We start from the raw sequence: 26,305 nt of genomic DNA, 5'->3' as shown, positions 1-26,305 counted from the left end.
TAGAAAACTTTAGGTGATTCTTATCCACAATTCGCGTTATAAGGGAAAATAATGACCACTTCAGACAGTACTATTTATTTAAAAAATTATCAGGCGCCTGTGTTTGCAGTTGATACGGTAAATTTAAATTTTGATTTATATGATGATCATGCTTTAGTAAGCAGTGAACTTAAGTTAACCCGCCAACATGCAGGCGCTTTGCATTTATATGGCGAAGAACTTGAATTAGTGAGCTTACACTTGAATGGCCAACAATTGGAAGCATCTGCGTATCAGTTGGCTGAGGATGCGTTAATCCTGGAACATTGCCCTGATGAGGTGACGCTAATGATTGTTACCCGTATTTACCCACAAAATAATACGCAATTATCTGGGCTTTATCGTTCCAATCATCTATTTTGTACCCAATGTGAGGCGGAAGGTTTTCGCCGCATTACCTATTTCCCCGATCGCCCAGATGTTTTAGCGACTTACACCACGCGTATTTCTGCTGATAAAAAGCAGTATCCAACGTTATTATCTAATGGAAATTTAATTGATTCTGGAGATGAGGATAATGGACGGCATTGGGTAGTATGGCAGGATCCTTTTAAGAAGCCTTCTTATCTATTTGCGTTGGTTGCTGGCAATTTAGCCCATATTCGCGATCAATTTGTTACCTGTTCAGGAAGACCCATTGATTTATATATTTATGTTGAGCCGGGCAATGAAGATAAATGCGGGCACGCAATGGAGTCTTTAAAGAAATCCATGCGTTGGGATGAAGAAGTTTATGGTCGTGAATACGATCTGGATATTTTCATGATCGTAGCGGTAAGTGACTTTAATATGGGGGCGATGGAGAATAAAGGCTTAAATATATTTAATTCTAAATATATTTTAGCTCGCCCTGATACCGCAACCGATCAAGATTTTGCCGGTGTTGAAGGGGTTGTTGCGCATGAATATTTTCATAACTGGACAGGTAATCGTGTTACCTGCCGTGATTGGTTCCAATTAAGCTTGAAAGAGGGATTGACTGTTTTTCGCGATCAAGAGTTTTCTCGTGATATGAATTCACGTGATGTGAACCGAATTACTGATGTGAAAGTCTTGCGGAGTAGCCAATTTCCAGAGGATGCCAGCTCCATGGCTCATCCGGTGAGACCCGAGTCTTATCAGGAAATCAATAATTTTTATACCGCGACGGTTTATAATAAGGGTGCGGAAGTCATTCGCATGCAGCATACCTTGTTAGGTAAGGAGCGTTATCGCAAAGGTATGGATTTATATTTTGAACGTCATGATGGTCAGGCTGTAACGATTGATGATTTTGTTGCCGCAATGGAGGATGCCAATGGCGTTAATTTAACTCAATTCAAACGCTGGTATAGTCAAGCAGGAACGCCAGAAGTTAAGGTAAATAGTCATTACGAGCAAGGACAGTTGACGCTTAAAATGACCCAAACCTGTCCAGCAACTCCAGAATGCAAAGATAAAAAACCATTCCATATTCCCATTCGCATGGCTTTATTTGATGCTGCCGGACAGTTAATGCCGATTGAGCATGAAATACTCGAGTTAAAAGAAGCAGAGCAAAGCTTTAGCTTTAGCGGATTACCTGAAAAGCCCGTCATTTCTTTATTACGTGAGTTTTCTGCACCCATTAAGTTGAAACATGAACTTAGTAGCGATGAACTGATTTTCTTAGTCCGCTATGAAACCGATGGTTATGCAAAATGGGATGCTGCACAACGTTTAGTTTTGAATTGTATGAACGAGTGCTTAAACTCAACTGAAGATAAGTGGCAGATATCAGAGGCTTTAATTTCCGCATTGAGACATGTGTTAGTAGATGATTCTTTAGATGCCGATTTACGAGCTGAATTACTCACTCCGCCTTGTTTTGAAGAGGTTGCCGCACTACTAGAGGCCGTGGATGTGAGTAGGGTAGAGGCTGTGCGTGATTATTTTCGCGCTCAATTGGGTGCGCGTTTATATGCTGAAATTCAATCTCTTTATCAACAATTGTGGCAAGCTGAAGACCATCTTATGAATGGCCCTGCTTATGGCCGTAGGAAGTTACGCAATGTGTGCTTGTGGTTAATGATGAAAGCGAACGAAGCGGCTGCTATTGATGCCTGCCAGCAACAATTTATTCATGCCAAAACTATGACCGATCAAATTGCAAGCTTTGGGCTATTAGTTAATTGTTCTAACCAAAAAATGCGTGAGCAAGCGGTTAATGATTTTTATAAGCAATGGTCTAAAGACGAGCTTGTTTTGGATAAATGGTTTGCTATCCAGGCTTCCAGTGAGCTTCCTGATGTTTTAGAACAGGTACGGAAATTATTAAAGCACCCAGACTTTAGCATTAAGAATCCCAATAAAGCCCGTTCAGTAATTGGTGCATTTTGTATGGCTAATCCACGTAATTTCCATGCTCCTGATGGTAGTGGTTATCAATTCTTGGCTGAAATACTGCTCGTTTTGGATAAGCTAAATCCACAAGTCGCCGCTCGGATGGCCAGTCCATTCACCCGCTGGCAACGCTACGATAAGCCACGCCAAATGCTAATGCGCCAACAGCTAGAGCAATTAGCCAAGCAGTCTTTATCACGCGATTTGGCTGAAGTCGTATCGAAAAGCTTAATGGCAGAAATAAAATAATTGTGGATTGCAAGGTCCATAGCCCAGATTATGCTACGTTGCATCTGGGCTACATTTAGACGTCTAGTTTATCGCTAATGGTGCTTACTTATGAAATTCGCTGTGCTCATGGCCCCCCGGATTTCGCTGCGCGTAGCGAATTCTTCTGTTTTTGCTTAATTAAGTGACTACTCTAAATTAAACGACTTCAACTCTTTTACGATCTGCCCCTGGGAGTCCGCAATCCCCACCCCAATAGCAAATGCCGTAGCACGTACCTGAAGCTGATGATTTTTAGCAAATTGAGGGATTAATTTTTGCAATTGATTATACAATTGTACACTTTCATATTTATTCAAATGATCCGCAGTAAACACAGAAAAATGAGGTTTATAATAATTTAAAACCGTAGGACTACCGTATTGATTAAATAAGATTTGCCGCTCCACGTCTCGAGTGGCCCAAGTAGGAATAGGGGCTTCCTTATCGCGCAAGTGCGATAATGCCTCTAAAGCTTTGTTGCTTAGCCCTTGTATTTGTGGAACATTGGTTACTGAAAGCATAACATAGCCATTAGAGGACGGAACCAGGCGTGAGGTAAGAAGAGGAATTTGCTTTTCTTGCTTTGCCAAATTTGCCGTCCGTTTAATAATATTAGGAATTTGGGCGTCATTATAATTCGCCATGTATAATGTGACATGCAAAGGGCTTTTTTCAATATGGGGCGTGATTTGATATGTATCAAAAACCTGCTCCTGGGCTAAAAATTGGTTAAAGTCTTTAATCAGTGCGGCTACATTATTGTCCGGCTTTAACTTAAGATAAACATTAATGGATTGACTGCCTGCGATGGATGTACTGGCAATAAAAGAACAGATTAAGAGGAGGATGTAGTGTTTCAGCGTTTTGCAGTGATGGGTAATCCTATAGACCATAGTTTATCTCCAGTAATTCATCAGTATTTCGCAAAGCAAGCGGGTATTCAACTTACTTATGCAAAAATTAAAGCAGATGAACAGTCCTTTGAACAGCAGCTAACGAATTTTTTTCATCAGCAAGGTCGCGGCGTTAATGTTACTTTACCATTTAAACAGCGGGCTTTTATGATGGCTCAGCAGACTACAGAACGTTGTAAATTAGCAGGAGCGGCTAATACTCTATGGATGAATGACAATCAATTGCACGCGGATAACACGGATGGGGTGGGCTTAATTCGTGATTTACATCATTATATTAATTTGCCTGGTAAGCGCGTAGCCATTTTAGGTGCGGGGGGCGCAGCTCGAGGGATTATTCACCCCTTATTGCAAAATAAGCTCGCTGAGTTAGTTATTGTCAATCGCACCCAAGCCAAAGGCATAGAACTGCAACAATTATTCCCTCAAATCCAAGTGCAGAGTATCAATCAGTTAAACGGAGTCTTTGATTTAATCATCAATGCAACTTCTGCAAGTTTAGCAGGGCAGCTACCATCCTTGCCTCTAGAATGCCTTACTACAAAACCACTATGCTATGACTTATCCTATCAGAAACAAGAAGATACCGCCTTTGTTTATTATGCAAAAGAGTGTGGGTGTGAGGCTGTAGATGGCTTAGGAATGCTCGTTGAACAAGCTGCAGAAGCATTCCTTATATGGCATGGATTTAAACCAGAAACCCAAACAGTTCTCGAATATCTACGAATGTAGTCCGTATTAGCGCAGTGTAATACGGGCTACACCGTTAAGGTCATCATTCTTCTTTTATTCAAAAAAATCAAGAACAGCCTTTGCATTATTAATTGTATCTTGAAAACCTAATTCAAGCAGTTCCCGTGTAAATTCACGCTCAAATAACAGGAAGCTTAATAGATCACCCGAATGATTTTTAGCGCCTAAAACATTAAGCAAATAACGCAATAATACAGGTAATGAAGTAAAATGTGCCTGCGCAATCGAAGCCATATCTTGGCTCGGACGTAAATGCAGAGTATTGATTGGTCTCCAGGGAGAGTGGCGTTTTCTCCACATGGATATGAGCATGGCGATTTCATTCATGCGATTAACCATTTCAATATCACGATCCAGGTTATCTAAAAACAAACCATTTAACATACTACCAAGAATATGTGCAAAGGGAATGTCGCTATGATTAGGCGTCTCATCGGCATCTGCAAAGGTTGGTAATGCACGAGTTCCTAGAATCATAATTTTATCTACTTCAAAACGAATTGCTCCTCGTAGTGGTGATACTAAGCCAACACTACCATCGCCATAATGAAATCCATCCAACGGTACTGTTGGAAAGAATAAAGGTAACGCGCTGGAGGCTAAAATATGTTCTGCTTTAATTTCTGTCCGTTGACTGCTGTGTCGTGGATAATGCCAATCTGTAAAATCTGGGCTATTGTGGGCATAAAAAGAAATGGTCTGGTTGGTTTGATAGCAATTGCTAATGATTTCCAAGGTATTAAGATGTCCCTCACTGATGTTTTTCGCAATGCGGGGAAAATCCATTGTTTCTTCAATGAGCGCTTTTAATGGGGTGGTATCGAGTAAATGTCCTGTTTCACGCTGCTTTATAATTAACGTACTGACATTCCGCATCACCGATTTACCCAGCTCGTAATTGCTGGCTTTATAAATTTGCTGGCAATGGATTTCACTCCAAAGCATTTCTAGCTTGTCTAGAGCTGCAGGAAAGTCATCTGCATTCTCTGCAAGAACAACCGCATTAATGCTGCCCACGCTCACACCACTGACTAGACTAAAAGGCAGTTTTTTAACTTGTAAAATATGGCCAATAGCTTTAAGAACACCCGCTTGATACGCACCACGGGCACCACCACCTGCTAGATAAAGGGCTTTTTTAGCCGTCATATTATTTTTACTACTGTTAATGATTTCTAAGAGAAAATATAGTTGAGATCGCTGTTGATTAGCAAGCATCATCAGACTTTCTTAAGTTTTTATTGCTATATTAAAAATGAATAAAGCTATTTTAGGTGGGTTATGGGAGCTGAGCAAGAGAGCAATGCTGTTATTTCAGTCGAACAAGCAAACGACTTGTTAATGCAAATGCAAGCGCCAGTACTGTACAATATCAAAAAGCCAACAGAATCAACGCCTCTGTTGAAAAGGATACCCTTTCTCTCCCAATTTGTTAAAAATGCCAGTGAGTTAGGCGATAAGGCAGTTCATGTGGGAGGGTCCTTCACCAAAATCCCTGGTTTGCAAACACCTGGTGGGCTTAGCCATGGGCTTCATTGGGGGGGGGCCGCTTTAGCCGCTCTGGATTTTCTTCTTATCCCCATGATTTATTTGTCCTCCTATATTTACGGCGAAAAAGTTCCCTTTACATTAAATAATAATGCACGTTGGATGTATTCCGGTGTATTGCTCGGTCTTACCCTTACTTCCATTTTAGTACCTGCAGCAGCAATGCCAATTGGTCTGCTTCTTGGTGGGGTAAGTATAGCCTTAAGTACTTTTTTATTGGGTAAAGCTATTTACGAACGCTACCACTTAGGAAAAGAAAGAAAAGCACTGGTTAGCGAAATTGCTCATGCGGAAGGGGAAATGGCCCTGATACAAGAGCAGGCGAAAATAGTGCAGGAATCTCTGGCACGGGCTACTACCAAGGCAGAACAACATGCGCTTTGTGCTCAGGTTGATTTATTGAAAAAGCAATACGGGGAACAAAAAGATAAAATAACTGGGTTAAAAGAACGAGAAGCCGTAGTTAATGAAAAAGTTAAAAAATTAGAGTTCATCCATATTTTGGATAAAGGGCTTGGCGTTGGTTTTGCATCCCTGGCTATGGTGGGTTTAGTTCTGTCTTTATTTTTTCCAACAGTTGGTTTTCCAATGCTCGCGGCGGTCGGGGTAGCGAGTGCTACATATCTTGCCGCACGTATCTTTGGTCCAATGTTGCGTGATGCAGGAAATTGGTTACTTGATAAGCTGCGTAATGTCTTTGGGAAGAGTGATGCAGAAAAAACAGAAGCGAATGGCTTAGATAACACCTTGGAACATACAAATGCCAATACCGCGCAAACAACACAAAGCCAGCAAGAACACGAGAATTTAGATCATGGTCAAACCAAGCATGCAGAATTAAATTCAACTGGCGCGATGCTGGAGCATCTTTTAGGCACCAGAGAGGCTGTGATAGCTAGCCTTAGCCATGAGCAAACCACGGCGGTAACTGAGGAGCTCTTTGATACTGAAGAGGATATTGCTATTGATGAGTCGCTTATAGAACACGATGCTCATGTTGAGGAATCTCAGAAAGAGACAGAGGATATTGAGCGAGAGGAAGACTCTCATCGTGATGCAGATTCTGAAGGACGAGATGAATCAAATAGTGATGAAGAAGAAAACCGATTTGCCTCCTTTTAAGGGGTGTTTACAAATTCTAGTTTGGGTCTTGCAATAAGACGCATTGCAAAAAGCAAAAAATTATTTTAAGTTTAAATATTATCCTCTAGGGAAGGAAGACTCATGCTGAACCTACTTCGTGAACAGCCACGGGCATTTCACATGATTTTTTTGTTAGAATTATGGGAACGGTTTGGGTTTTATACAGTTCAAGGGATTTTAACTTTATACTTCATTCGTTATTTAGGTTATAGCGACATAGATTCTTATTATACCTTTGGGGCTTTTTCTGCCTTAGTCTATGGCATGGTTGTGATTGGCGGCTATTTAGGTGATTCCATCTTAGGAACCAAACGCACTATTGTATTGGGCTTAGTCGTTTTATCGGCTGGATATTTTTCCTTGGCAATTACTGATAAAGAGCATGTATTTCTCGCTTTGGGACTGGTGTGTGTCGGTAATGGTTTATTCAAAGCAAATCCTTCCAGCTTATTAGCTAAGTGTTATAGGCCTCAAGATTCACGATTGCATGGTGGATTTACCTTGTATTACATGGCCATTAACTTAGGCAGTATGATTGCTTTAATTGTCGGGCCGGTGGTTGCCAGCCACTATGGTTATTCTTATGCTTACCTAATGAGTGCAATCGGGCTCTTATTGGGCTTAGGTAATTATTGGTTACAGCGCCAGCATGTTGCCCACATTAATACCCTTGCTGATCAGCGTCGAATTGCCTTAGTACATTGGCTTATGATCTTCATTGGTATTTATCTACTTACGGAACTTTCTGCGTATTTATTACAACACGTTTCCTTAGCAAAAAATTTATTTTGGGCGATTACCTGTCTAGTTATGGCCTATTATGGGTATTTAGCCTGTAAAGAGAACAAAGCTGCCATGTTGCGGATGATTGTGGCATTGGTACTGATGATTGAAGCGCTTATTTTCTTTGTTTTATACCAACAAATGCCTACGTCACTTAATTTATTTGCGGTGAACAATGTGACTCCGAACTTTTTGGGAATTACTTTCGATGCTCAAAGTTTTCAAGCTTTAAATCCGATTTGGATTATCTTGATGAGCCCTGTTTTAGCTTCTTGTTATTCTCGATTGAATCAAAAAGGAATTCCATTTTTTACCCCCTATAAATTCGCTCTAGGCATGACCATGTGTGCTTTTAGTTTTTTAGTCTTGTATTTTGCACGCTATTTTTATACTGAGAATGGTATGGTTTCTTCATGGTGGCTCATTATTAGCTATTTATTTCAAAGTATTGGCGAACTTTTAGTTTCTGCTTTGGGGGTGGCTATGGTGGCGGAGTTGGTACCTGTAAGCATGACCGGATTTGTCATGGGGATCTGGTTTTTAGCCTCTTCTATTTCGGGTTTCATTGGCGCCAGTGTTGCATCGTATACGGCCTTACCGGAACATATTAAACCAGGCGTACAATCGCTCATGCTTTATACAGACGTTTTTGCGTGTATTGGTTTGGTTTCCTTGGCAATAGCCTTTTTAATGTGGCTAGTATCACCTTATTTAAGCCGTTTTATTATCATCAAGGCGGAAGCCGTTAATGCGGAAATGAATGATGCAGAGTATTCAGTAATCTAATAAAAATGGTACTGGAGCCTTGCATTCCAGTACCATTTTGCAATCTAGTCTTAGGAAAGCGCTTAGCGATGTCGGAAGCCACCGCCGCGATGCCAGCCACCGCTGTGCCAAGCACCACCACGATGTAATCCACCATGGTAACCCCAGCCTCCATGATGTCCCCATCCTCTCCAGGCAGTATTTCTATACCAGGCATTTCGATAGCCGCCCCAGCCGCCATAATAGGTAGTATTCCAGCCTGGGTAATAACCTGTATAACCTGAATAATAGTAATTATTAGGAGTGGTGGTTGTGGTGACATAGCAGCCACTTAATAATATAGTGGGCACAAACACTAATAATGCGATAATTGTTTTCTTCATGTTCGCCATCCTTGCTCAATGTTCGTCTTATAATTATATGACATGATTTTTATTTGAGCAAAAAGATGAGAAAATAGATTATCCTTATTAAGTCACAATTTGATATAAAAACATATCTTATTGAACGGTATGATAATTGATCAGTTTTCTAATTCACTTTATATTGTTTAAACCGACAATATGTTGGTGAAACTCAAACCCAGTAATTAATTCATCGTAGAGCTGCCTCTGGATTAAAGTTAAGCTATTCTATGATATTGAGCTAAGGGCTAGCATAAAGTAATTACCTTAATAAAACAGAGGTAAGCTTTTGAGTGACTATGGTTCTCCTAGAGTCAAATGGAATATTTTTGATCACGGAGCTAAATATTCGAATAACTTGTGTTCAAAGTATGTACAGTTTAGCGTTTATTAGTGTATAATCGACTCGTTGCCAAATTAGTGGGGATTAGACATTGGTTGATATTTATGTAGATCTCAGTTCGCATTCACAGGAATTACTCCGTAAATTCCAGCTTGCTTGCGCCTTGAGACCACAGGAACCAATACCAACAACCCTTCCACTGACTTCGTTTTTCTCCTGGTTTCAAGAGCAAGGCACGGTGATTGGTTCGCCAACACATTCGCAGCAAGAAATCGAATTTCTTCTGTTGTCATTACGAACCGAACTTTTACATGACTTATGTCTGGCGATGAATGGTGAGGTAAACCTTGCGAATAAGCCGAAAAGTGATTCGTCCTTATACAATACTGTAAAATTGGGCTTACTTACGACGGCAGGTATGTTAGTTGTTGCCTGTGATGGTTTTGATTGTGTGGTTACGATTATGACCATTTTTGCTCTGCCTGCAGCGGTTGTTCTCGCGAGTGGTTTTATTTTCTCCACCTTATCAATTATTGCCTTTTGTGGATTTGAGCTGGCTAAGTTATCTGATAGCTTAGATATTAAACTTACGGATGCTTACAAGCTGTTAGACGTTTATTTCCAACAATATAATGAAATAAAGAACATCAGAAAGAAAATCGCGAAATATTCTTTATTAAGACTTCCTGAAAATGAATTGCAGCAATTGGGGCAGATTAGCACTTTGCTGGAGCAGTGTTTTATTAAGTTGAGTACGGTTAGCGACCAATTTGAGCAGGCTCTGCATGATAGTCAGATGCATTCTGTTAAATTAGCGCTATCAACAATTTTTGCGGTATTAAGATTTGGTGGTAGTTTCTGTGCCGCGCAAACCGTTTCTTTAAGTCTTTTCGGCCTTATTATGACCTCGGTCTCACCTGTATCTTTACCCGTATTATTGTGTAGCACATTGGTTGGCTTTGCGGCTATGAGTTTATTCTGGTTTGTTGAATTTCCTGGGTTAGAGTCATTGGTGAGTAGTTGGCTGGGTCTTGATGATGCAAAAATTGCTACCTTATGTAATCGTGATTCCTTGACACGTGAACAAGAAAAATTAGGAAACTTAAAAGAACATATCAGTGAGGCCGTTGATACCAAACAGCAGCTAGCCACGTTAAAGCAAAATGCACAAACAGAAGATGAGCTAGTTTCGGTAACAGTAAAAGCCAGCACCAATCGTTACTCATTCATGAGAAGCCAACCTATTGAACGAGAGATGACTTGTTCTTTAATGGGGACAACACTAGGCGAATCTGAGGCATTTTCGTTTTAGGGCATACCGTAAGGTAATTTTGTAAGGGCATGGCTTATCAGTTAGACATAGGGGTTTAAATTAAATACCCAAAATATTCTTAACAAAAGGAATGGTAATTTTGCGTTGGGCTGCTAAAGAAGCATCATCTAGACGATTAAGCAGTTGATGCAAGTCATGCATATTACGTGAGCAGCGACTAATCAGGAACTGTCCCACACTTTCAGGTAAGTCAAAACCACGCCGTGCCGCGTGCAGTTTTAAGGTATTAATTTTATCTTCATCACTTAGCTCCATCAGTTGAATCACCAAGCCCCAACTTAGCCGGGAGCGTAAGTCAAGCAATTTAATCGGCAGAGTAGTTGGTGACTGATTACCCGAAATAATTAAAAGGCTTTTTTCCATATCCTTGATTTTATTATACAAGTGGAAAATTGCTTCTTCCCAGGCAGAGTCCCCAGCAATCGCATCAATATCATCAATACAAATTAAGGCTTGCTCTTCTAAGCCTTCAATCGCTTGCGGTCCCCATTCTTTAAGTAAATTCAAAGGTAGATAAATTGCAGACTCAGTGGAATTAACTGCCTGACAAGATGCTTGTAATAAATGGGATTTTCCGCTGCCATTACAGCCCCAGAGATACAGCAAACGCTCTTCTTTTAGTGTCAACATGCGCTGTAATTGTTGTTGCAATAGCTTATTTTCACCCCAGTTAAAGTCAGACAGGGTTGCTTCATCATTTAATTTGATAGCTAAGGCTAACTGCTTGTTCATTGAGACAATTCTTTTTTAGGCCAGGCTTTTCTACTCCAGGTCCAAATGTAGTCAACATAAGTTGTGGCTGTTGTGAACGTGGTTAAGCCGATAAGCGTATTTAAGATGTAATTAGGGAATTGAAAATAGGCTAATTCAAATAAACACAAGGTGACTAAGGTTAATTGGAGTGCAGTATTAATTTTACTTAATAACGTGGGTTTAAAATCCAGTTTACGACGAATAAAGTGATACCAGGCAAGAACACCCATAGAAATCGTCAAGTCACGTAGGAACACTAGAGCTACTAGCCACCAGGGGAGTGCATTCATTACTGCCAAGGCAATAAAGCTTGACGCAATTAGTAATTTATCGGCTAGGGGGTCAACAAAAGAGCCAAAAAAACTTTGCCAATTAAAACGCCTGGCTAGAAGCCCATCCAGTCCATCAGTAACTCCCGCAAGAATAAACGTGTAAAAAGAATTAACGTATTCATGACGATACAAAAACATTAGAAAAGGAACGATCAGTCCTAATCGAAATAAAGTTAATATATTAGGTAAGTGTTTTAGTATCATAGGCCAGACAATAAATTAGTACCCTTTATTTTAGGGCTGTTTACAGACCCTAAAATTGGTTGCCAAGGAAAATACATTGCCTCAAATGATACACCTGAACAATCCGCTGCTGCAAGTTGACTAATGTCTTAGAAGCAAACTTTGTGTATTTCCTTGATAAAAAAATGGACTTCTCGTGCATTATATTGCCTTATTGATTGGCATAGCCTGGTTGCTTGCAACCAGGTTTTTCAATGCAACAACAGGAATAGCTAAGGGAAGAATTCCGTTCCTGGTTACAAGCAACCAGACTATACCGGTTTAATGATGCTGAAAAAATAACACGAGAGGATTATTAATAATTTAACTACTTATCTTCATTCTTACGATAAATAATGGCGGTATTTCCGATTAACTGTACCAGCTCTGCACTTAACTGTTGGCATAGCTCATTCGCCATAAGTATGCGGTCTTCTCGCTCTGCTCCATTAATTTTAACTTTAATTAACTCATGGGCAAGCAATGCAACATCAGTTTCTGCGGCTACCGCTTCAGTTAAACCTTTTGCGCCAATAAGAACTACAGGCTTTAAATGATGGGCTTGGGCTTTAAGTGAGCGTTTAAATGATGTGTCCACAGCAAAGGATTCCTTAAGACTAATAAAATGGCAAATTATTGCACGTTTTGCTGGGAATAGGTAGTGAAATTCAGTATCATAAGCTAAATTGATATAAAATTATAAACATTATAGTACTAATTATGAGTCGTACCAAAAGCAGTAAACGCTGGTTGCAAGAGCATTTTGATGATATTTATGTGAAAAAAGCTCAGGCTGAAGGATACCGCAGCCGTGCCGTATATAAACTTAAAGAAGTCGATGACAAAGAGTCTTTGCTTAAACCTGGCATGACGGTGGTTGATTTGGGTGCCGCTCCAGGAGGCTGGACGCAATATGTTTCTGAGCGTCTGCAAGGACGGGGGCGGATTGTGGCTTTAGATATTTTGCCCATGGATTCTCTTCCTGATGTGGATGTTATTCTGGGCGATTTCCGTGAAGATGAAGTTTTGCAACAACTGATGGATTTAATTCCTGAGCGCAGCGTGGACTTGGTTTTATCGGATATGGCCCCAAATATGAGTGGTACCACTGCGATTGATATTCCTCGAGCGATGTATTTAGTGGAGTTAGCTTTTGATTTCGCAGATAAAATGTTAAAGCCTGGCGGCTCTATGTTAGTTAAGATATTTCATGGTTCAGGTTTTGATGATTTGGTAAAACAGGCAAAAGCTTCTTTTGATAAAGTGGTCATTCGTAAACCGGCTGCTTCACGAGCACGTTCAAAAGAAACCTATTTGCTGGCAAAGGGATACAATTTATAGTAACTTTATAGATTAAGAATTTTGTCCTCTTAAATATAAAGCTTTACGCACTAACGAGGTTAATACTTTGAACGACATGGTTAAGAATTTGTTTTTATGGCTGATCATAGCGATCGTGCTGGTCTCTGTTTTCAGTAATTTCGGGCCTCGCAACTCTGCTGCCGAGAAAATTTCCTACAGCCAATTTCTGAAAGAAGTCGATCAGGGTATGGTCAATACGGTGACTATTGAAGATGATAAAATCATCAAAGGGATAACTAAAAATAATAAGCGCTTTATTACCTATATGCCAATGCAAGACAATGCACTGCTTGGCGAGCTATTAAAAAGCAAGGTTGACGTTAGCGGGCAAGAAAAGCAGCAAGAAAGCTTTTTATTACACCTGTTTGTAAACTGGTTCCCAATGCTCTTATTGATAGGTGTTTGGGTCTTCTTTATGCGGCAGATGCAAGGTGGGGGTGGTCGTGGAGCTATGTCTTTCGGTCGTTCACGTGCTCGCCTATTAGGTGAAGATCAAGTTAAGGTTACTTTTGCTGATGTAGCAGGAGTTGATGAAGCCAAAGACGAAGTGAAGGAGTTGGTTGACTTCTTACGCGATCCAACCAAATTCCAAAACCTCGGTGGACGTATTCCCCGTGGAGTTTTACTTGTTGGTTCTCCAGGAACTGGTAAGACCTTATTGGCAAGAGCGGTTGCAGGTGAAGCGAAAGTACCTTTTTTCACGATTTCAGGTTCTGACTTCGTTGAAATGTTTGTTGGTGTCGGTGCATCTCGTGTGCGTGATATGTTCGAGCAAGCGAAGAAGCATGCCCCATGCATTATTTTTATTGACGAAATCGATGCTGTGGGTAGACATCGCGGGGCCGGTCTTGGCGGTGGTCATGATGAGCGTGAACAAACATTGAACCAATTACTCGTTGAAATGGATGGCTTTGAAGGAAGCGAAGGCGTTATAGTTGTGGCGGCAACTAACCGTCCGGACGTTTTAGATCCTGCATTATTGCGCCCTGGTCGCTTTGACCGTCAGGTTGTTGTTCCGTTACCTGATATTCGCGGTCGTGAGCAAATCTTAAGAGTACATCTACAGAAAGTTCCAGTAGATAGTGGTATTGAAGTAATGGATATTGCACGTGGTACCCCAGGGTTTTCTGGAGCTGATTTATCAAATCTAGTGAATGAAGCTGCACTGTTTGCCGCACGTGCAAATAAGCGCAAAGTAAGCATGATTGAATTAGAGAAAGCCAAAGATAAGATTATGATGGGGGCTGAACGTCGCTCCATGGTGATGGACGATAACGAGAAGAAATTAACGGCATATCATGAAGCAGGACATGCTATTGTTGGTTTATCTGTACCAGAACATGATCCAGTATATAAAGTGTCTATTATTCCACGTGGACGTGCATTAGGTGTTACTATGTTCTTGCCTGAGCAAGATCGCTACAGCCATAGCAAGCGTCGTTTGGAAAGCCAACTCTCTAGTTTGTTTGGTGGGCGAATAGCCGAAGAACTGATTTTTGGACTAGAAAGTGTTACTACAGGCGCATCGAATGACATTATGCGTTCAACTGAAATTGCACGTAAGATGGTTACTTCTTGGGGATTATCATCTCTTGGGCCGCTTACTTTTGGGGAAGAAGAGGAAGAGGTATTCCTTGGACGTTCTATGAATAAACATAAAGAAATGTCTGATAGAACTGCTCAGCAAATTGATGATGAAGTTCGAGCCATTATCGATAGAAATTATCAAAGGGCCAAAGAAATCTTGGTTGCCAATATGGATAAATTACATCTTATGGCACAGAGCTTGATTAAATATGAAACCATTGATACACGGCAAATTCAAGAAATTATGTCTGGTAAAGAGCCTTCTCCTCCACAAGATTGGGGAACGACGGCCAAGCCCTTGGATAAGACTGATGTAGTCAATGACGCGCCTGCAAAGTCAGGTGATACAGAGGTAAGTGTTAATCCTGCTGAAGAACACTAGTCGTTTTAAGTGAGAACAGTAGGTGAATGCAGAGCAATTTTTAAGCTGGCTTGCACGGCGCAGCCAGCTTCCTACCGAGTGTTATTCTGAAAAACCATTGATTATGGGAATCTTAAATGTAACCCCTAATTCTTTTTCTGATGGTGGTAAGTTTTTATCTCAGGATAATGCGTGTAAGCATGCCTTGCGTTTAATTGCCCAAGGAGCTGATTTAATTGATATAGGCGGTGAATCGACTAAGCCTGGAGCGGAGTCAGTATCCGTTGATGACGAGCTGAACAGAGTGATACCCGTTATCGAACAAATTCGTGCTTATTCCAACGTTTGTATTTCAATTGATACAACTAAGCCGGCAGTGATGGCTGCAGCTGTTAAGGCTGGGGCTAATATAATTAATGATATTAATGCATTACGTACAGAAGGCGCACTGGAAATGGCCGCTGAGTTAGCGGTTCCAGTGTGTCTGATGCACATGCAGGGTGTGCCTCGTACAATGCAGCAAAACCCTCATTATCCTGATGGGGTTTATGAAACAGTGAGACGGTTTTTTATTGAACGCATTAGTGCCTGTTTGAATGCAGGCATTGAAAAACAACATTTAATTTTAGATTTTGGCTTTGGTTTTGGCAAACAAACGCAAGATAACTTATATTTAATAAAGATGCTTGAGCATTTTGCTGAATTTGAAATGCCATTTCTTTTAGGTGTGTCACGCAAGAGTTCAATAGGAGCCGTGCTCAACAAAGAGGTGGATGATCGTTTAATAGGAAGTATTACCCTGGCTGTATATGCGGCCTTAAAGGGCATAGGAATTATAAGAACGCATGATGTTGATGAAACTAATCAGGCGTTAAAAATGATCGATTTAGTGGAACGAGCGCAATAGTCTAACAATAAGGTAGGAAAGGATGAGTCAACGTAAATATTTTGGTACTGATGGTATACGTGGACACGTAGGATTATCAAATATTAATCCTGAATTTGTTTTAAAATTAGGTTGGGCCGTAGGACGTGTGCTGGCAAACGGCCATCGTAAAAAGGTTGTTATCGGTAAAGACACGCGCGTGTCAGGTTATATGCTGGAATCTGCATTAGAGGCAGGTTTATCTGCAGCAGGTGTTGACGTAGCCTTATTGGGTCCAATGCCGACGCCAGCAATTGCATATTTAACACAAACACTACGAGCTAATGCCGGGATTGTGATTAGTGCTTCACATAACCTATTTGAAGATAATGGCATCAAATTCTTCTCCGCTGAAGGAGGTAAGATCCCTGACAGTGTAGAGCTTGAAATTGAAGCTGAATTAGATAAAAAGATGGAAACGGTTCCTTCAGAGCAATTAGGTAAGGCTACACGCATTAATGACGCAACGGGTCGTTACATTGAGTTTTGTAAATCAACTATTCCATCGATGACTCGTTTATCAGGTCTAAAAATTGTGGTTGATTGTGCTAATGGTGCTACTTATCACATTGCTCCCAATGTTTTTGCCGAATTAGGCGCCAATGTTACTGCAATTGGCAATAAGCCGGATGGTTTTAATATCAATCAGGATTGTGGGTCAACCTCTCCTGCACATCTGATTCAAAAGGTTCTCAGCACTGGTGCTGATATTGGTATTGGTTTAGATGGGGATGGTGACCGTGTACTGTTAGTCGATGCAAAAGGTAATGTCGTTGATGGGGATCAAATTCTCTATATCATTGCTAAAGATCGACATGAACGAGGTGTTTTACATGGCGGTGTTGTGGGTACCATCATGAGTAATTATGGCCTCGAAATGGCTATTGCCGAATTAGGTATTCCTTTCATTCGCTCCAATGTAGGGGATCGCTATGTTCTAGAGGCGCTACGCGAAAATAATTGGAAGATTGGTGGCGAAACATCAGGCCATATCGTTTGTCTTGATAAGACCACAACCGGTGATGGTATTGTGGCTGCTCTACAAGTCTTATCCATTATGGTGAAACAAGGAAAGAGCTTACAGGAACTAACAGGCGGTATTTCGTTGCTACCACAAAGCTTGGTTAATTTAAAAACCACACATGCTTCCTTACTTGCTAAGAACTCAGAAGTAATTCGTGTGGTAAAAAGCTTGGAAACCAGTTTGCAAGGTGAAGGCCGAGTCCTATTACGTCCCTCAGGCACCGAGCCTTTATTGCGCGTTATGGTTGAGGGGCAAGATCAGTCTTTAGTTGTGCAACAGGCACAAAAGCTATGTGACGATATCAGCCAAATCGAAAAAAGCCTACCTCATTAAAATAAATGTAGCCTGGTTGCTTGCAACCAGGTTTTCTTTAACAGATTCAAATCTCCCTCGAAAAATGTGTCTAATGAATTTCTTTATGGTTGGAAATTGCGCATGTGAGGATTAAACCTGCATGACATCAAAACGTTTATTGGCAATAAACTGCTTTTTTCGTAAAAAAATAATAATAAGACTACACATCTTAACTTAGTTTGGGTATAGTCGCGGGGTTGAACGCGAGAGGGCAGCATATGAGGCATAAAATAGTTGCTGGTAATTGGAAAATGAATGGCCAATTGCAGCAAGTGATTCAATTAACGAATCAGCTCAAGGAAATGCTAAGCATTAACGACAAGCTTCATGTAGCAATTATGCCGCCTGCCATTTATATACCGCAAGTCAATGAATTACTGGCAATGAGTAGCATTAAACTCGGCGCTCAGAATGTCTATCCAAAGGACGCAGGTGCATTCACAGGCGAATTGTCTGGCCCTATGTTAAAAGAATTTAATTGCCATTATGTTTTAGTTGGACATTCTGAAAGAAGACATATTTTTCAAGAAGATGAAAAATTTGTGGCACAAAAATTCCACCATGTTAAAGAACATGATATGATACCTGTTCTTTGCGTTGGTGAAACGCTAGAAGAGCGTGAAAAAGGACACACAGAACAAGTAATTGCCAGACAAATTCTGGCTGTAAGTGAAAATAATAATTGCTTTCAAAACTGTGTTATAGCTTATGAGCCTGTTTGGGCTATAGGCACAGGAAAAACTGCATCACCAGATGAAGCACAGACCGTGCACCAGTTTATCAGGAAACTGGTTAGTGAAATTAATCGTGATGATGCTGAGCATTTATCTATCCTCTATGGAGGTAGCGTAAATGAAAATAATGCCGCGGCTTTATTTGCTATGCCTGATGTTGATGGTGGCTTAGTAGGTGGAGCATCGTTAAATGCGAAACAGTTTGTGGAAATTGTGAAATGTATCAATTGATATTAGTTATACATGTGTTAGTAGCTATAGTCTTAATTGGCTTGGTTCTTATTCAACATGGTAAAGGTGCTGATATTGGCGCAGCTTTTGGTTCTGGTGCATCAAATACATTATTTGGTAGTCAGGGAACTGGTAGCTTTTTATTTAAATTAACTGGTGGTTTAGCGCTAACATTTTTTGTCACTAGTCTATTGCTGTCTTACATGGTATCTGTACAATATCACAAAGTAGATCAGCTAGCTGCTCCTCAACAAACCAACGTACCTGTGAATTCAATTCCAGTACCTGTTGATAACAGCCAAGGTGGTAAAAAAGAATAAAACACTTGGGGTGTTTGCCATTCATTAACTTTGAATGGTAGACAAAGCCTAATAATAAGAATTGCCGAAGTGGTGGAATTGGTAGACACGCCGTCTTGAGGGGGCGGTGGCGTAAGCCGTGCCGGTTCGAGTCCGGCCTTCGGCACCATTTAATGAGCAAGGTGACATAATGCTATCTCAATACTTACCCGTTCTTGTATTCATAATCATCGGATTGGTTCTTGGCCTGGTGATGTTGGGAGCTGGTGCCCTGCTTTCAAAACATAGTCCTGATGCTGCTAAAAACGCACCTTACGAGTGTGGCTTTGGCGCATTTGAAAACTCCCATTTGCCTTTTGATGTGCGTTTCTATCTAGTAGCAATACTATTTATCATCTTTGATTTGGAAACCGCATTTTTCTTTCCCTGGGCTTTAGTCTTACGCAAAATTGGATGGTTTGGTTTTTCCGGAATGATGTTATTCCTCGGTTTATTAGTCATTGGCTTTATTTATGAATGGAAGCGTGGCGCGTTAGAGTGGGAATAATTTTAGAAGCGTGACAAATAGTTTTACGAATCGTAACTTCTCTTTTGTCGTTTGATTATAGTAAGAGTCTCATAAATAGTTATTTAAATTTTTGAGATTACTTACTAAATCCAAAAGACTATTGAGACGTTACGAATGTTTTTTATTAATATTTAACTGCTTAGAGGCTAGCTATGGCGGTTGCAGAATTGCAAAAAAGTGGCTTTGTAACGACTTCGGTCGACAAACTTGTTGGATGGGCACGTAGTGGCTCTATGTGGCCTATGACTTTTGGTTTGGCATGCTGTGCAGTCGAGATGATGCACGTTGGTGCTGCGCGTTACGATTTGGATCGGTTTGGTATCATTTTCCGTCCAAGTCCACGCCAATCAGACGTCATGATTGTTGCAGGGACCTTATGTAATAAGATGGCTCCTGCTTTACGCAAAGTTTATGATCAAATGCCTGAACCACGTTGGGTTATTTCCATGGGTTCATGTGCCAATGGTGGTGGTTATTATCACTATTCTTATTCAGTCGTTCGTGGCTGTGATCGGATTGTTCCTGTCGATGTTTATGTTCCAGGATGTCCGCCAACCGCTGAAGCATTGCTTTACGGTATTATTCAATTACAGAATAAAATCAGACGTAAAAACATATTAGAAGCGTAAGATCATCAAAGGTGCAAATTAGATGACAAAAAATGATTATTTGGTTGAAAGACTAAAGACTGAGTTAGCGAGTCATATCAGCGACCTGAGTGTTGCATTTGACGAAGTAACCGTTGAATGTGATGTGGCTAACGTAAAAACATTAATGATGGAATTGCGTGAGGTTCCCGCTTTTGCATTTGATCAACTTATCGATCTTTGCGCAGTGGATTATCTGCTTTATGGCGAGTACGACTGGGAAACTGATTCTGCAACAGAAAAAGGGTTTTCTCGCGGCGTAGAGCGCCAAGATGCTAAAGCCTATGCACTGAATAAGCCACGTTTTGCTGTAGTTTATCACCTGCTTTCGACACAAAAAAATCATCGTTTACGCGTTAAAGTGTTCCTTAATGAAAAACACCTGGTTATTCCTTCAGTGCATCATCTTTGGAAAGGTGCTAATTGGTTTGAGCGTGAAGCCTACGATTTGTATGGTGTTTTATTTGATGGGCATCCGGATTTAAGACGTATTTTGACCGATTATGGGTTTATTGGACATCCATTCCGTAAAGATTTCCCTCTCAGTGGTGAGGTTGAAATGCGCTACGATGCAAAATTACAAAAAGTTATTTACGCACCTGTTGATATAGTGCCCAGAGTATTGGTGCCCAAGGTTATTCGTAATGATAACCGTTATATAGTTAATGAGAAGGGCGGCGAATAATGATTGAATTAAAGAATTACACGTTAAATTTTGGTCCACAACATCCCGCAGCCCATGGGGTTTTGCGTTTGGTTCTTGAGCTGGAAGGTGAGACTATTGTTCGCGCCGATCCACACATTGGTTTATTGCACAGAGCAACTGAAAAATTAGCGGAAACAAAACCATATATCCAAAGCATTGGTTACATGGACCGTTTAGATTATGTATCGATGATGTGTAATGAACATGCTTATGTGCGTTCCATAGAAAAACTTTTAGGTATTGAAGCCCCCTTAAGAGCACAGTACATCCGTACTATGTTTGATGAGATTACTCGTGTTTTAAACCATCTTTTATGGTTAGGTGCGATTGCACTGGATATTGGTGCAATGACCGTATTTCTGTATTGCTTCAGAGAGCGCGAGGATTTATTTGACTGCTATGAAGCTGTGTCTGGCGCACGTATGCATGCCACCTACTACAGACCAGGGGGAGTTGCTCGTGATTTGCCTGATACTATGCCTCAGTATAAGGCTTCAAGATGGCATAATGATCGTGAAGTAGAAAAAATGAATCAAGACCGTAGTGGTACCTTGCTTGATTTTATTTGGGCGTTTACCGAGCGCTTTCCACGTTGTGTTGATGAATATGAAACTTTGTTAACTGACAATAGAATTTGGAAGCAGCGTACAGTAGATATCGGTGTTGTTTCACCAGAACAAGCCTTACAATGGGGTTTTACCGGTCCAATGCTACGCGGTTCAGGTATTGCTTGGGATCTACGTAAGAAGCAAAGCTATGCAGCTTATGACAAAGTCGATTTTGATGTACCAGTTGGCAAAACTGGGGATTGTTACGACCGTTATTTAGTTCGTGTTGAAGAATTAAGACAGTCAAATCGAATTATTAGACAATGTGTGGAATGGTTAAGAAAAAATCCAGGACCTGTTCGTCTTGATGATCATAAAATTACACCACCACGACGTGTGGAAATGAAGCACGATATGGAAGCCTTAATTCATCATTTCAAATTATTCACGGAAGGCTTTTGCTTGCCTCGTGGCGAAGTATATAGCGCTGTTGAGGCGCCAAAAGGTGAGTTTGGTATTTATATGGTATCAGATGGCGCTAATAAACCGTACCGACTGAAAATTCGTGCTCCCGGATTCGCGCATTTATCAAGTTTTGATGAAATGGCAAGAGGACATATGCTTGCAGATGGTGTGGCTATTCTGGCAAGTCAGGATATCGTGTTTGGTGAAATTGATCGTTAGATCAACTTAAATTCAGTTCGATATAAAAACATTATATCGAATTTACACTAGTGTGATGTATTAAACATAACCTGGGAGCAAGAGAACGGCAACCAGGATTTATTGTTTGTACATATGAGATAAAGGTTTAGATATGTCTGATAATTCAGCAAAAATATTAAATCAATTGATATCGAAAGAACGCATGCAAGATATTGATCATTGGATAGCAAAATATCCTCAAGATCAAAGACAATCTGCAGTAATGAGTGCCTTGAGAATTGTTCAAGAAGAGCATAATCATTTAACTCCAGAGTTGATGGATGCAGTAGCTAATTATCTTGAAATGCCCGCCATTGCTGTATATGAAGTAGCAAGTTTCTATACCATGTATGAACATAAACCTGTTGGTAAGCACTTACTGAATGTTTGCACCAACATCTCTTGTATGTTACGTGGTTCTGCTGGTGTGGTTGAGCACCTAGAAAAGAAATTAGGAGTTAAGTTAGGTGAAACTACAGATGATGGACGTTTTACTTTACGCTCTGTTGAATGCTTAGGTGCGTGTGTTAATGCGCCGATGATGCAGGTAGATAAAGATTATCACGAGAATCTAACTCCTGAGTCGATAGATAAAGTGTTGGGCCAATACGAATAAAAGATAGAGGTGGTTGCCGTGGTCGAATTAAATCAAGTTTGTTACCGAACAGTTCATTTACCAGAGCCTTGGACTCTATCTGCTTATGAAAGTGTTGGTGGATACAGTGCCTGGAGAAAGATCTTAAAAGAGCAAACTTCTCCCCAATTAATTATTGATGAATTAAAAACCTCCGCATTACGAGGCCGTGGCGGTGCTGGATTCCCTACCGGATTAAAGTGGAGTTTTATGAATCGTAATTCTCCCGTACAAAAATATGTTGTATGTAATTCGGATGAAGGTGAACCTGGGACCTGTAAAGACCGTGAAATTCTAGCCTTAAATCCTCATCAGCTGATTGAAGGTATGGCGATTGCCGGTTATGTGATGGGGGCGACAGTTGGTTATAACTACATTCGAGGTGAATTCTGGTTACCTTACGAGCGCACCGAAGCTGCTTTAAAAGAAGCTTATGCAGCCGGTTTATTAGGTAAAAATATTTTAGGTTCTGGTGTCGATTTTGATTTATTCAATCATTTAGGTGCTGGTGCCTATATTTGTGGTGAAGAAACTGCCTTACTTAATTCTTTAGAAGGTAAGAAAGGACAACCTCGCTTTAAACCACCGTTCCCTGCGAACTATGGTTTATATGGCAAACCTACAACCATTAACAACACCGAAACCTTTGCATCTGTTCCTGTAATTCTGGAAAAAGGTGGTGAATGGTTCTTAAAACTTGGCAAGCCTAATAATGGTGGTGCTAAGTGCTTTAGCGTCAGTGGTCATGTAAATAAACCTGGCAACTTTGAAATCCCATTAGGTACTCCATTCAAAACTCTGTTGGAACTTGCCGGTGGCGTGCTGCATAACCGTAAAATCAAAGCAGTAATTCCTGGTGGTTCGTCTATGCCTGTTTTACCTGGTGATGTGATGATGGGGCTTGATATGGATTACGACAGCATCCAAAAAGCAGGCTCTGGATTGGGTTCTGGTGCTGTGATCATTATGGATGAAACAACCTGTATGGTAGACGCTTTATATCGAATTTCAGAATTTTATATGGATGAGTCTTGTGGTCAGTGTACACCTTGCCGAGAAGGTACAGGTTGGTTAGTACGCTTATTACATCGAATCAAAGATGGCCATGGAGAGCCGGGTGATATAGAGAAGTTAGTCAATGTTGCGGACAACATCGAAGGACGAACCATTTGTGCGTTAGGGGAAGCAGCTGCTTGGCCTGTGCAAAGTTTCGTTAAACACTTTTATCATGAATTTGATTACTTCATTAAGCATAAACGCTCGATCGTCGCAGCATAATTAGAAGGTTTTAACCATGACAACTACTATTGAAATCGACGGTAAAACATTTGAAGCAGAAAACGGTAAAATGATCATCGAAGTTGCTGATGAGGCCGGTATTCATATTCCACGTTTTTGCTATCATAAAAAACTTTCTGTAGCAGCAAACTGCCGTATGTGCTTAGTTGAAGTGGAAAATGGCAGAAAGCCAGTTCCTGCTTGCGCTACGCCAATTACCAATGGCATGAAAGTCTTTACCAAATCAGAACAAGCTCTTTACTCGCAAAAAGCGGTAATGGAATTCTTACTAATTAACCATCCTTTGGACTGCCCAATATGCGACCAAGGTGGTGAGTGTGAATTGCAAGATGTTTCTATGGGCTTTGGTGCTGATGAATCAACTTACACTGAAACAAAACGTTCAGTTAATGATGATGATTTAGGGGCACTGATTGCAACAGAAATGACTCGTTGCATCCACTGTACTCGCTGTGTTCGTTTTGGTGATGAAATTGCTGGAGTACGGGAATTAGGTGCTACTGGTCGTGGGGAAAAGATGCAAATTGGAACCTACGTGCAACATAGCATGAAGTCAGAGGTTTCCGGTAACATTATCGATTTATGCCCCGTTGGTGCGTTGACGTCAAAACCTTACCGGTTTACTGCACGAGCTTGGGAAATGTCCCAATACGATAGTTTGGCCCCTCACGATTGCTTGGGTTCCAACGTATTTATCCATACTCGTAGAAACGAATTGATGCGTGTTGTTCCTAAAGAAAATGAATCAATTAATGAAACTTGGTTGTCTGACCGTGATCGATTTAGCTATTTAGGATTAAAAAGCGAGCACAGAGCAAGCAAACCTCAAATTAAGCGTAATGGTCAATGGGAAGAGGTTGATTGGGAAACTGCTTTAAAGTTTACTGCTGATGGTTTAAGTCGCGTAATTAAACAAAATGGCGGAGAGCAAGTCGCTGCATTTGCATCCAGTTCTTCTTCATTAGAAGAGCTTTATTTATTACAAAAATTAATGCGCGAACTTGATGTGCATAATTTGGACCACCGTCTACAGCAAGTTGATTTTAAAGATCAGGAAAATCAAGCAACAACTCCGGTAAGCTCATTAGCTTATGCTGACATTGAAAATCAACACACAATCGTAATCGTTGGTTCTAACATTGAGCGCGAAGTTCCATTAGCAGGAGTACGAGTTCGTAAGGCATTCCGTAATGGTGCCAAAGTTTATGCTATTAACTCAGTTGATTATGATTATCATTTTGACGTTGAAGAGCGCTTTATCGTTTCTCCATTAGAAATGCCAATGCAATTAGCTAAACTGGTTAAAGCACTTGCGGATGATGCAAAAGCATTACCTGAAGAAGTACAAAAACTATTAATTGGTTTGCATGCAGATGCAGCAGTAGACGGTCTTGCGAAGGTACTTAAAGAAGAAAAAGCGTGCTTAATCACCGGTGCTCTTTGCGAGAACCATCCTGAGGCAGCTTTAATTCGTACCATGGTTCATTTGATTGAAAAATTAAGTGGTGCCAAAGTGGTTCGCTTAACTCACGGAGCGAATACTGCGGGTGCATGGATGGCTGGTATGGTTCCTCATCGAACCGTTGCTGGTAAGGCTGATTCAAAAGCTGGTTTAGATGTACAAGCAGCGCTGAATGCTAAGTTAAAAGCATATGTATTAATGGGGGTTGAGCCTGGTTTCGATTTTGCAAATCCATACGGTGCACGCCAATCCATGCTTGCCGCTGAGTTTGTCGTCTTAATGACGGCCTATAACCATGAATCAATGCACGATTATGCTGATGTAATTTTACCGATAGCACCTTATGCTGAAACTTCTGGTACCTATATCAATGTTGATAATACTTGGCAAAGTGTAAAAGGAGCATTGCCTCCTCACGACCAAGCTCGCCCAGCTTGGAAAGTGTTACGCGTATTAGGTAACTTATTCCAGTGTAAAGATTTTGAATATACTTCAACAGAAGATGTTTTGTCTGAGATTAAAGCGGTTGCTGCAATCACTGTCGAGCAAGACTATACCCCTTATTATCCTGAGAGCTTACCACTGATTAATGAATCTTTGATTCGTGTAGGTGAATGGCCTCTGTATCGTGTTGATTCAATTGTAAGAAATGCTAAAGAGCTGCAGTTATGTGCTGCCGCTGATGTTGCATGCATACGGATGAATCCAACAACGGCAGATCGATTGCAATTAGATGAAATTGCTACTGTATCTCAGGGAGATATTGAGATAACATTGCCGCTTAAACGTGATGAGCGAATTGCGGCAGATGTTGTATGGGTAGCAAACGCGATGCCTGAAACAGTTGATTTGGGTCATTCATTTGCTGCAATAACTATTAAGCGCTAGGCAGGTAA

24 protein-coding genes and 1 tRNA gene are annotated in these 26,305 nt (G+C 40.7%); 19 read left to right on the top strand and 6 right to left on the bottom strand.

All coding sequences use genetic code 11. From position 1 onward, the window contains the following. Positions 1–51: 51 nt before the first annotated feature. Complete coding sequence (pepN, locus tag J2N86_RS12605; protein WP_252579804.1) at positions 52–2,649, top strand: aminopeptidase N; 2,598 nt, start codon at positions 52–54, stop codon at positions 2,647–2,649. Positions 2,650–2,816: 167 nt separating this feature from the next. Here pepN and J2N86_RS12600 read toward each other — a convergent pair whose 3' ends face one another. After that, positions 2,817–3,563 (bottom strand): hypothetical protein, encoded by a 747-nt coding sequence (locus J2N86_RS12600; protein WP_252579803.1) that lies wholly within the window; start codon positions 3,561–3,563, stop codon positions 2,817–2,819. Between J2N86_RS12600 and aroE the strand changes: the two genes are divergently transcribed. After that, entirely contained in the window at positions 3,522–4,316 is a 795-nt protein-coding gene (aroE, locus tag J2N86_RS12595; protein ID WP_252579802.1) for a shikimate dehydrogenase, read from the top strand. The two genes, J2N86_RS12600 and aroE, sit on opposite strands and share 42 nt — an antisense overlap. A 54-nt stretch (positions 4,317–4,370) precedes the next feature. Here the strand turns inward: aroE and J2N86_RS12590 are convergent, their stop codons facing one another. Next, positions 4,371–5,486, bottom strand: coding sequence for a patatin-like phospholipase family protein (locus J2N86_RS12590; protein ID WP_322790922.1), 1,116 nt, complete (start codon positions 5,484–5,486; stop codon positions 4,371–4,373). A 132-nt stretch (positions 5,487–5,618) separates the two neighbouring features. On the opposite strand from J2N86_RS12590, the gene J2N86_RS12585 reads away from it, so the two are divergent. Next, positions 5,619–7,007, top strand: a complete 1,389-nt coding sequence (locus tag J2N86_RS12585) for a hypothetical protein (protein ID WP_252579800.1) — start codon at positions 5,619–5,621, stop codon at positions 7,005–7,007. Between the two features lie 102 nt (positions 7,008–7,109). After that, on the top strand, positions 7,110–8,597 hold the full coding sequence (locus J2N86_RS12580; protein ID WP_252579799.1) for an oligopeptide:H+ symporter: 1,488 nt from the start codon (positions 7,110–7,112) through the stop codon (positions 8,595–8,597). 62 nt (positions 8,598–8,659) lie between these two features. Here the strand turns inward: J2N86_RS12580 and J2N86_RS12575 are convergent, their stop codons facing one another. Beyond that, positions 8,660–8,959 carry a hypothetical protein gene (locus J2N86_RS12575; protein ID WP_252579798.1) on the bottom strand — a complete coding sequence of 100 codons (300 nt, stop codon included), beginning with the start codon at positions 8,957–8,959 and terminating at the stop codon, positions 8,660–8,662. Between the two features lie 455 nt (positions 8,960–9,414). Here J2N86_RS12575 and J2N86_RS12570 point away from each other — a divergent pair, with 455 nt between their 5' ends. Next, positions 9,415–10,635: a hypothetical protein gene (locus J2N86_RS12570; RefSeq protein ID WP_252579797.1), complete on the top strand. Its 1,221-nt coding sequence runs from the start codon at positions 9,415–9,417 to the stop codon at positions 10,633–10,635. Between the two features lie 60 nt (positions 10,636–10,695). Here J2N86_RS12570 and hda read toward each other — a convergent pair whose 3' ends face one another. The 3 genes from hda to yhbY all read right to left on the bottom strand — a co-directional run bounded on the left by hda (position 10,696) and on the right by yhbY (position 12,561). After that, positions 10,696–11,388, bottom strand: coding sequence for a DnaA regulatory inactivator Hda (hda, locus tag J2N86_RS12565; protein ID WP_252579796.1), 693 nt, complete (start codon positions 11,386–11,388; stop codon positions 10,696–10,698). Continuing rightward, positions 11,385–11,945: a CDP-alcohol phosphatidyltransferase family protein gene (locus tag J2N86_RS12560; RefSeq protein WP_252579795.1), complete on the bottom strand. Its 561-nt coding sequence runs from the start codon at positions 11,943–11,945 to the stop codon at positions 11,385–11,387. The genes hda and J2N86_RS12560 overlap by 4 nt, the downstream gene beginning before the upstream one ends. A 346-nt stretch (positions 11,946–12,291) precedes the next feature. Beyond that, complete coding sequence (yhbY, locus tag J2N86_RS12555) at positions 12,292–12,561, bottom strand: ribosome assembly RNA-binding protein YhbY (RefSeq protein ID WP_252579794.1); 270 nt, start codon at positions 12,559–12,561, stop codon at positions 12,292–12,294. Between the two features lie 122 nt (positions 12,562–12,683). Between yhbY and rlmE the strand changes: the two genes are divergently transcribed. The 14 genes from rlmE (at position 12,684) to nuoG (ending at position 26,297) form a co-directional block, all read left to right on the top strand. After that, positions 12,684–13,304, top strand: coding sequence for a 23S rRNA (uridine(2552)-2'-O)-methyltransferase RlmE (rlmE, locus tag J2N86_RS12550; RefSeq protein WP_252579793.1), 621 nt, complete (start codon positions 12,684–12,686; stop codon positions 13,302–13,304). Positions 13,305–13,380: 76 nt separating this feature from the next. Next, positions 13,381–15,294, top strand: a complete 1,914-nt coding sequence (gene ftsH, locus J2N86_RS12545) for an ATP-dependent zinc metalloprotease FtsH (protein ID WP_252582454.1) — start codon at positions 13,381–13,383, stop codon at positions 15,292–15,294. 22 nt (positions 15,295–15,316) lie between these two features. Then, positions 15,317–16,180 (top strand): dihydropteroate synthase, encoded by an 864-nt coding sequence (folP, locus tag J2N86_RS12540; protein ID WP_252579792.1) that lies wholly within the window; start codon positions 15,317–15,319, stop codon positions 16,178–16,180. 22 nt (positions 16,181–16,202) lie between these two features. After that, a complete protein-coding gene (gene glmM / locus J2N86_RS12535) occupies positions 16,203–17,555 on the top strand; it encodes a phosphoglucosamine mutase (protein WP_252579791.1) in 1,353 nt (450 codons plus the stop codon). A gap of 239 nt (positions 17,556–17,794) precedes the next feature. After that, positions 17,795–18,541 carry a triose-phosphate isomerase gene (gene tpiA / locus J2N86_RS12530; protein ID WP_252579790.1) on the top strand — a complete coding sequence of 249 codons (747 nt, stop codon included), beginning with the start codon at positions 17,795–17,797 and terminating at the stop codon, positions 18,539–18,541. After that, positions 18,529–18,861: a preprotein translocase subunit SecG gene (gene secG, locus J2N86_RS12525; RefSeq protein WP_252579789.1), complete on the top strand. Its 333-nt coding sequence runs from the start codon at positions 18,529–18,531 to the stop codon at positions 18,859–18,861. Before tpiA ends, secG begins: the two co-directional genes overlap by 13 nt. 63 nt (positions 18,862–18,924) lie before the next feature. Continuing rightward, positions 18,925–19,009 (top strand) — tRNA-Leu (locus J2N86_RS12520). A 21-nt stretch (positions 19,010–19,030) separates the two neighbouring features. Then, positions 19,031–19,387: an NADH-quinone oxidoreductase subunit A gene (locus J2N86_RS12515; RefSeq protein ID WP_058534496.1), complete on the top strand. Its 357-nt coding sequence runs from the start codon at positions 19,031–19,033 to the stop codon at positions 19,385–19,387. Positions 19,388–19,560: 173 nt separating this feature from the next. Continuing rightward, positions 19,561–20,037, top strand: a complete 477-nt coding sequence (locus J2N86_RS12510; RefSeq protein ID WP_058534452.1) for a NuoB/complex I 20 kDa subunit family protein — start codon at positions 19,561–19,563, stop codon at positions 20,035–20,037. 22 nt (positions 20,038–20,059) lie between these two features. Continuing rightward, on the top strand, positions 20,060–20,740 hold the full coding sequence (locus J2N86_RS12505) for an NADH-quinone oxidoreductase subunit C (protein WP_252579788.1): 681 nt from the start codon (positions 20,060–20,062) through the stop codon (positions 20,738–20,740). Then, positions 20,740–21,993: an NADH-quinone oxidoreductase subunit D gene (locus J2N86_RS12500; protein WP_252579787.1), complete on the top strand. Its 1,254-nt coding sequence runs from the start codon at positions 20,740–20,742 to the stop codon at positions 21,991–21,993. Before J2N86_RS12505 ends, J2N86_RS12500 begins: the two co-directional genes overlap by 1 nt. A 133-nt stretch (positions 21,994–22,126) precedes the next feature. Then, complete coding sequence (gene nuoE / locus J2N86_RS12495; protein ID WP_252579786.1) at positions 22,127–22,630, top strand: NADH-quinone oxidoreductase subunit NuoE; 504 nt, start codon at positions 22,127–22,129, stop codon at positions 22,628–22,630. Between the two features lie 18 nt (positions 22,631–22,648). Continuing rightward, positions 22,649–23,926, top strand: a complete 1,278-nt coding sequence (gene nuoF / locus J2N86_RS12490; RefSeq protein WP_252579785.1) for an NADH-quinone oxidoreductase subunit NuoF — start codon at positions 22,649–22,651, stop codon at positions 23,924–23,926. Between the two features lie 16 nt (positions 23,927–23,942). Next, a complete protein-coding gene (gene nuoG / locus J2N86_RS12485) occupies positions 23,943–26,297 on the top strand; it encodes an NADH-quinone oxidoreductase subunit NuoG (RefSeq protein ID WP_252579784.1) in 2,355 nt (784 codons plus the stop codon). The last annotated feature ends 8 nt before the right edge of the window (positions 26,298–26,305 follow it).

Source organism: Legionella lytica, from assembly GCF_023921225.1.
GTDB classification, from domain to species: Bacteria; Pseudomonadota; Gammaproteobacteria; order Legionellales; family Legionellaceae; genus Legionella; species Legionella lytica.
This window is presented reverse-complemented; position numbering and strand designations above follow the sequence as displayed.

What these genes read in the sequence shown, in the direction of transcription:
- J2N86_RS12585 (WP_252579800.1), top strand. Translation starts at nt 5,619, where the DNA reads ATGGGAGCTGAGCAAGAGAGCAATGCTGTTATTTCAGTCGAACAAGCA.
- J2N86_RS12580 (WP_252579799.1), top strand. Translation starts at nt 7,110, where the DNA reads ATGCTGAACCTACTTCGTGAACAGCCACGGGCATTTCACATGATTTTT.
- J2N86_RS12560 (WP_252579795.1), bottom strand. Translation starts at nt 11,945, where the DNA reads ATGATACTAAAACACTTACCTAATATATTAACTTTATTTCGATTAGGA.
- ftsH (WP_252582454.1), top strand. Translation starts at nt 13,381, where the DNA reads ATGGTTAAGAATTTGTTTTTATGGCTGATCATAGCGATCGTGCTGGTC.
- J2N86_RS12500 (WP_252579787.1), top strand. Translation starts at nt 20,740, where the DNA reads ATGATTGAATTAAAGAATTACACGTTAAATTTTGGTCCACAACATCCC.
- secG (WP_252579789.1), top strand. Translation starts at nt 18,529, where the DNA reads ATGTATCAATTGATATTAGTTATACATGTGTTAGTAGCTATAGTCTTA.
- tpiA (WP_252579790.1), top strand. Translation starts at nt 17,795, where the DNA reads ATGAGGCATAAAATAGTTGCTGGTAATTGGAAAATGAATGGCCAATTG.
- glmM (WP_252579791.1), top strand. Translation starts at nt 16,203, where the DNA reads ATGAGTCAACGTAAATATTTTGGTACTGATGGTATACGTGGACACGTA.
- J2N86_RS12505 (WP_252579788.1), top strand. Translation starts at nt 20,060, where the DNA reads ATGACAAAAAATGATTATTTGGTTGAAAGACTAAAGACTGAGTTAGCG.
- pepN (WP_252579804.1), top strand. Translation starts at nt 52, where the DNA reads ATGACCACTTCAGACAGTACTATTTATTTAAAAAATTATCAGGCGCCT.
- J2N86_RS12515 (WP_058534496.1), top strand. Translation starts at nt 19,031, where the DNA reads ATGCTATCTCAATACTTACCCGTTCTTGTATTCATAATCATCGGATTG.
- rlmE (WP_252579793.1), top strand. Translation starts at nt 12,684, where the DNA reads ATGAGTCGTACCAAAAGCAGTAAACGCTGGTTGCAAGAGCATTTTGAT.
- nuoE (WP_252579786.1), top strand. Translation starts at nt 22,127, where the DNA reads ATGTCTGATAATTCAGCAAAAATATTAAATCAATTGATATCGAAAGAA.
- J2N86_RS12510 (WP_058534452.1), top strand. Translation starts at nt 19,561, where the DNA reads ATGGCGGTTGCAGAATTGCAAAAAAGTGGCTTTGTAACGACTTCGGTC.
- J2N86_RS12575 (WP_252579798.1), bottom strand. Translation starts at nt 8,959, where the DNA reads ATGAAGAAAACAATTATCGCATTATTAGTGTTTGTGCCCACTATATTA.
- nuoG (WP_252579784.1), top strand. Translation starts at nt 23,943, where the DNA reads ATGACAACTACTATTGAAATCGACGGTAAAACATTTGAAGCAGAAAAC.
- hda (WP_252579796.1), bottom strand. Translation starts at nt 11,388, where the DNA reads ATGAACAAGCAGTTAGCCTTAGCTATCAAATTAAATGATGAAGCAACC.
- J2N86_RS12590 (WP_322790922.1), bottom strand. Translation starts at nt 5,486, where the DNA reads ATGACGGCTAAAAAAGCCCTTTATCTAGCAGGTGGTGGTGCCCGTGGT.
- J2N86_RS12600 (WP_252579803.1), bottom strand. Translation starts at nt 3,563, where the DNA reads ATGGTCTATAGGATTACCCATCACTGCAAAACGCTGAAACACTACATC.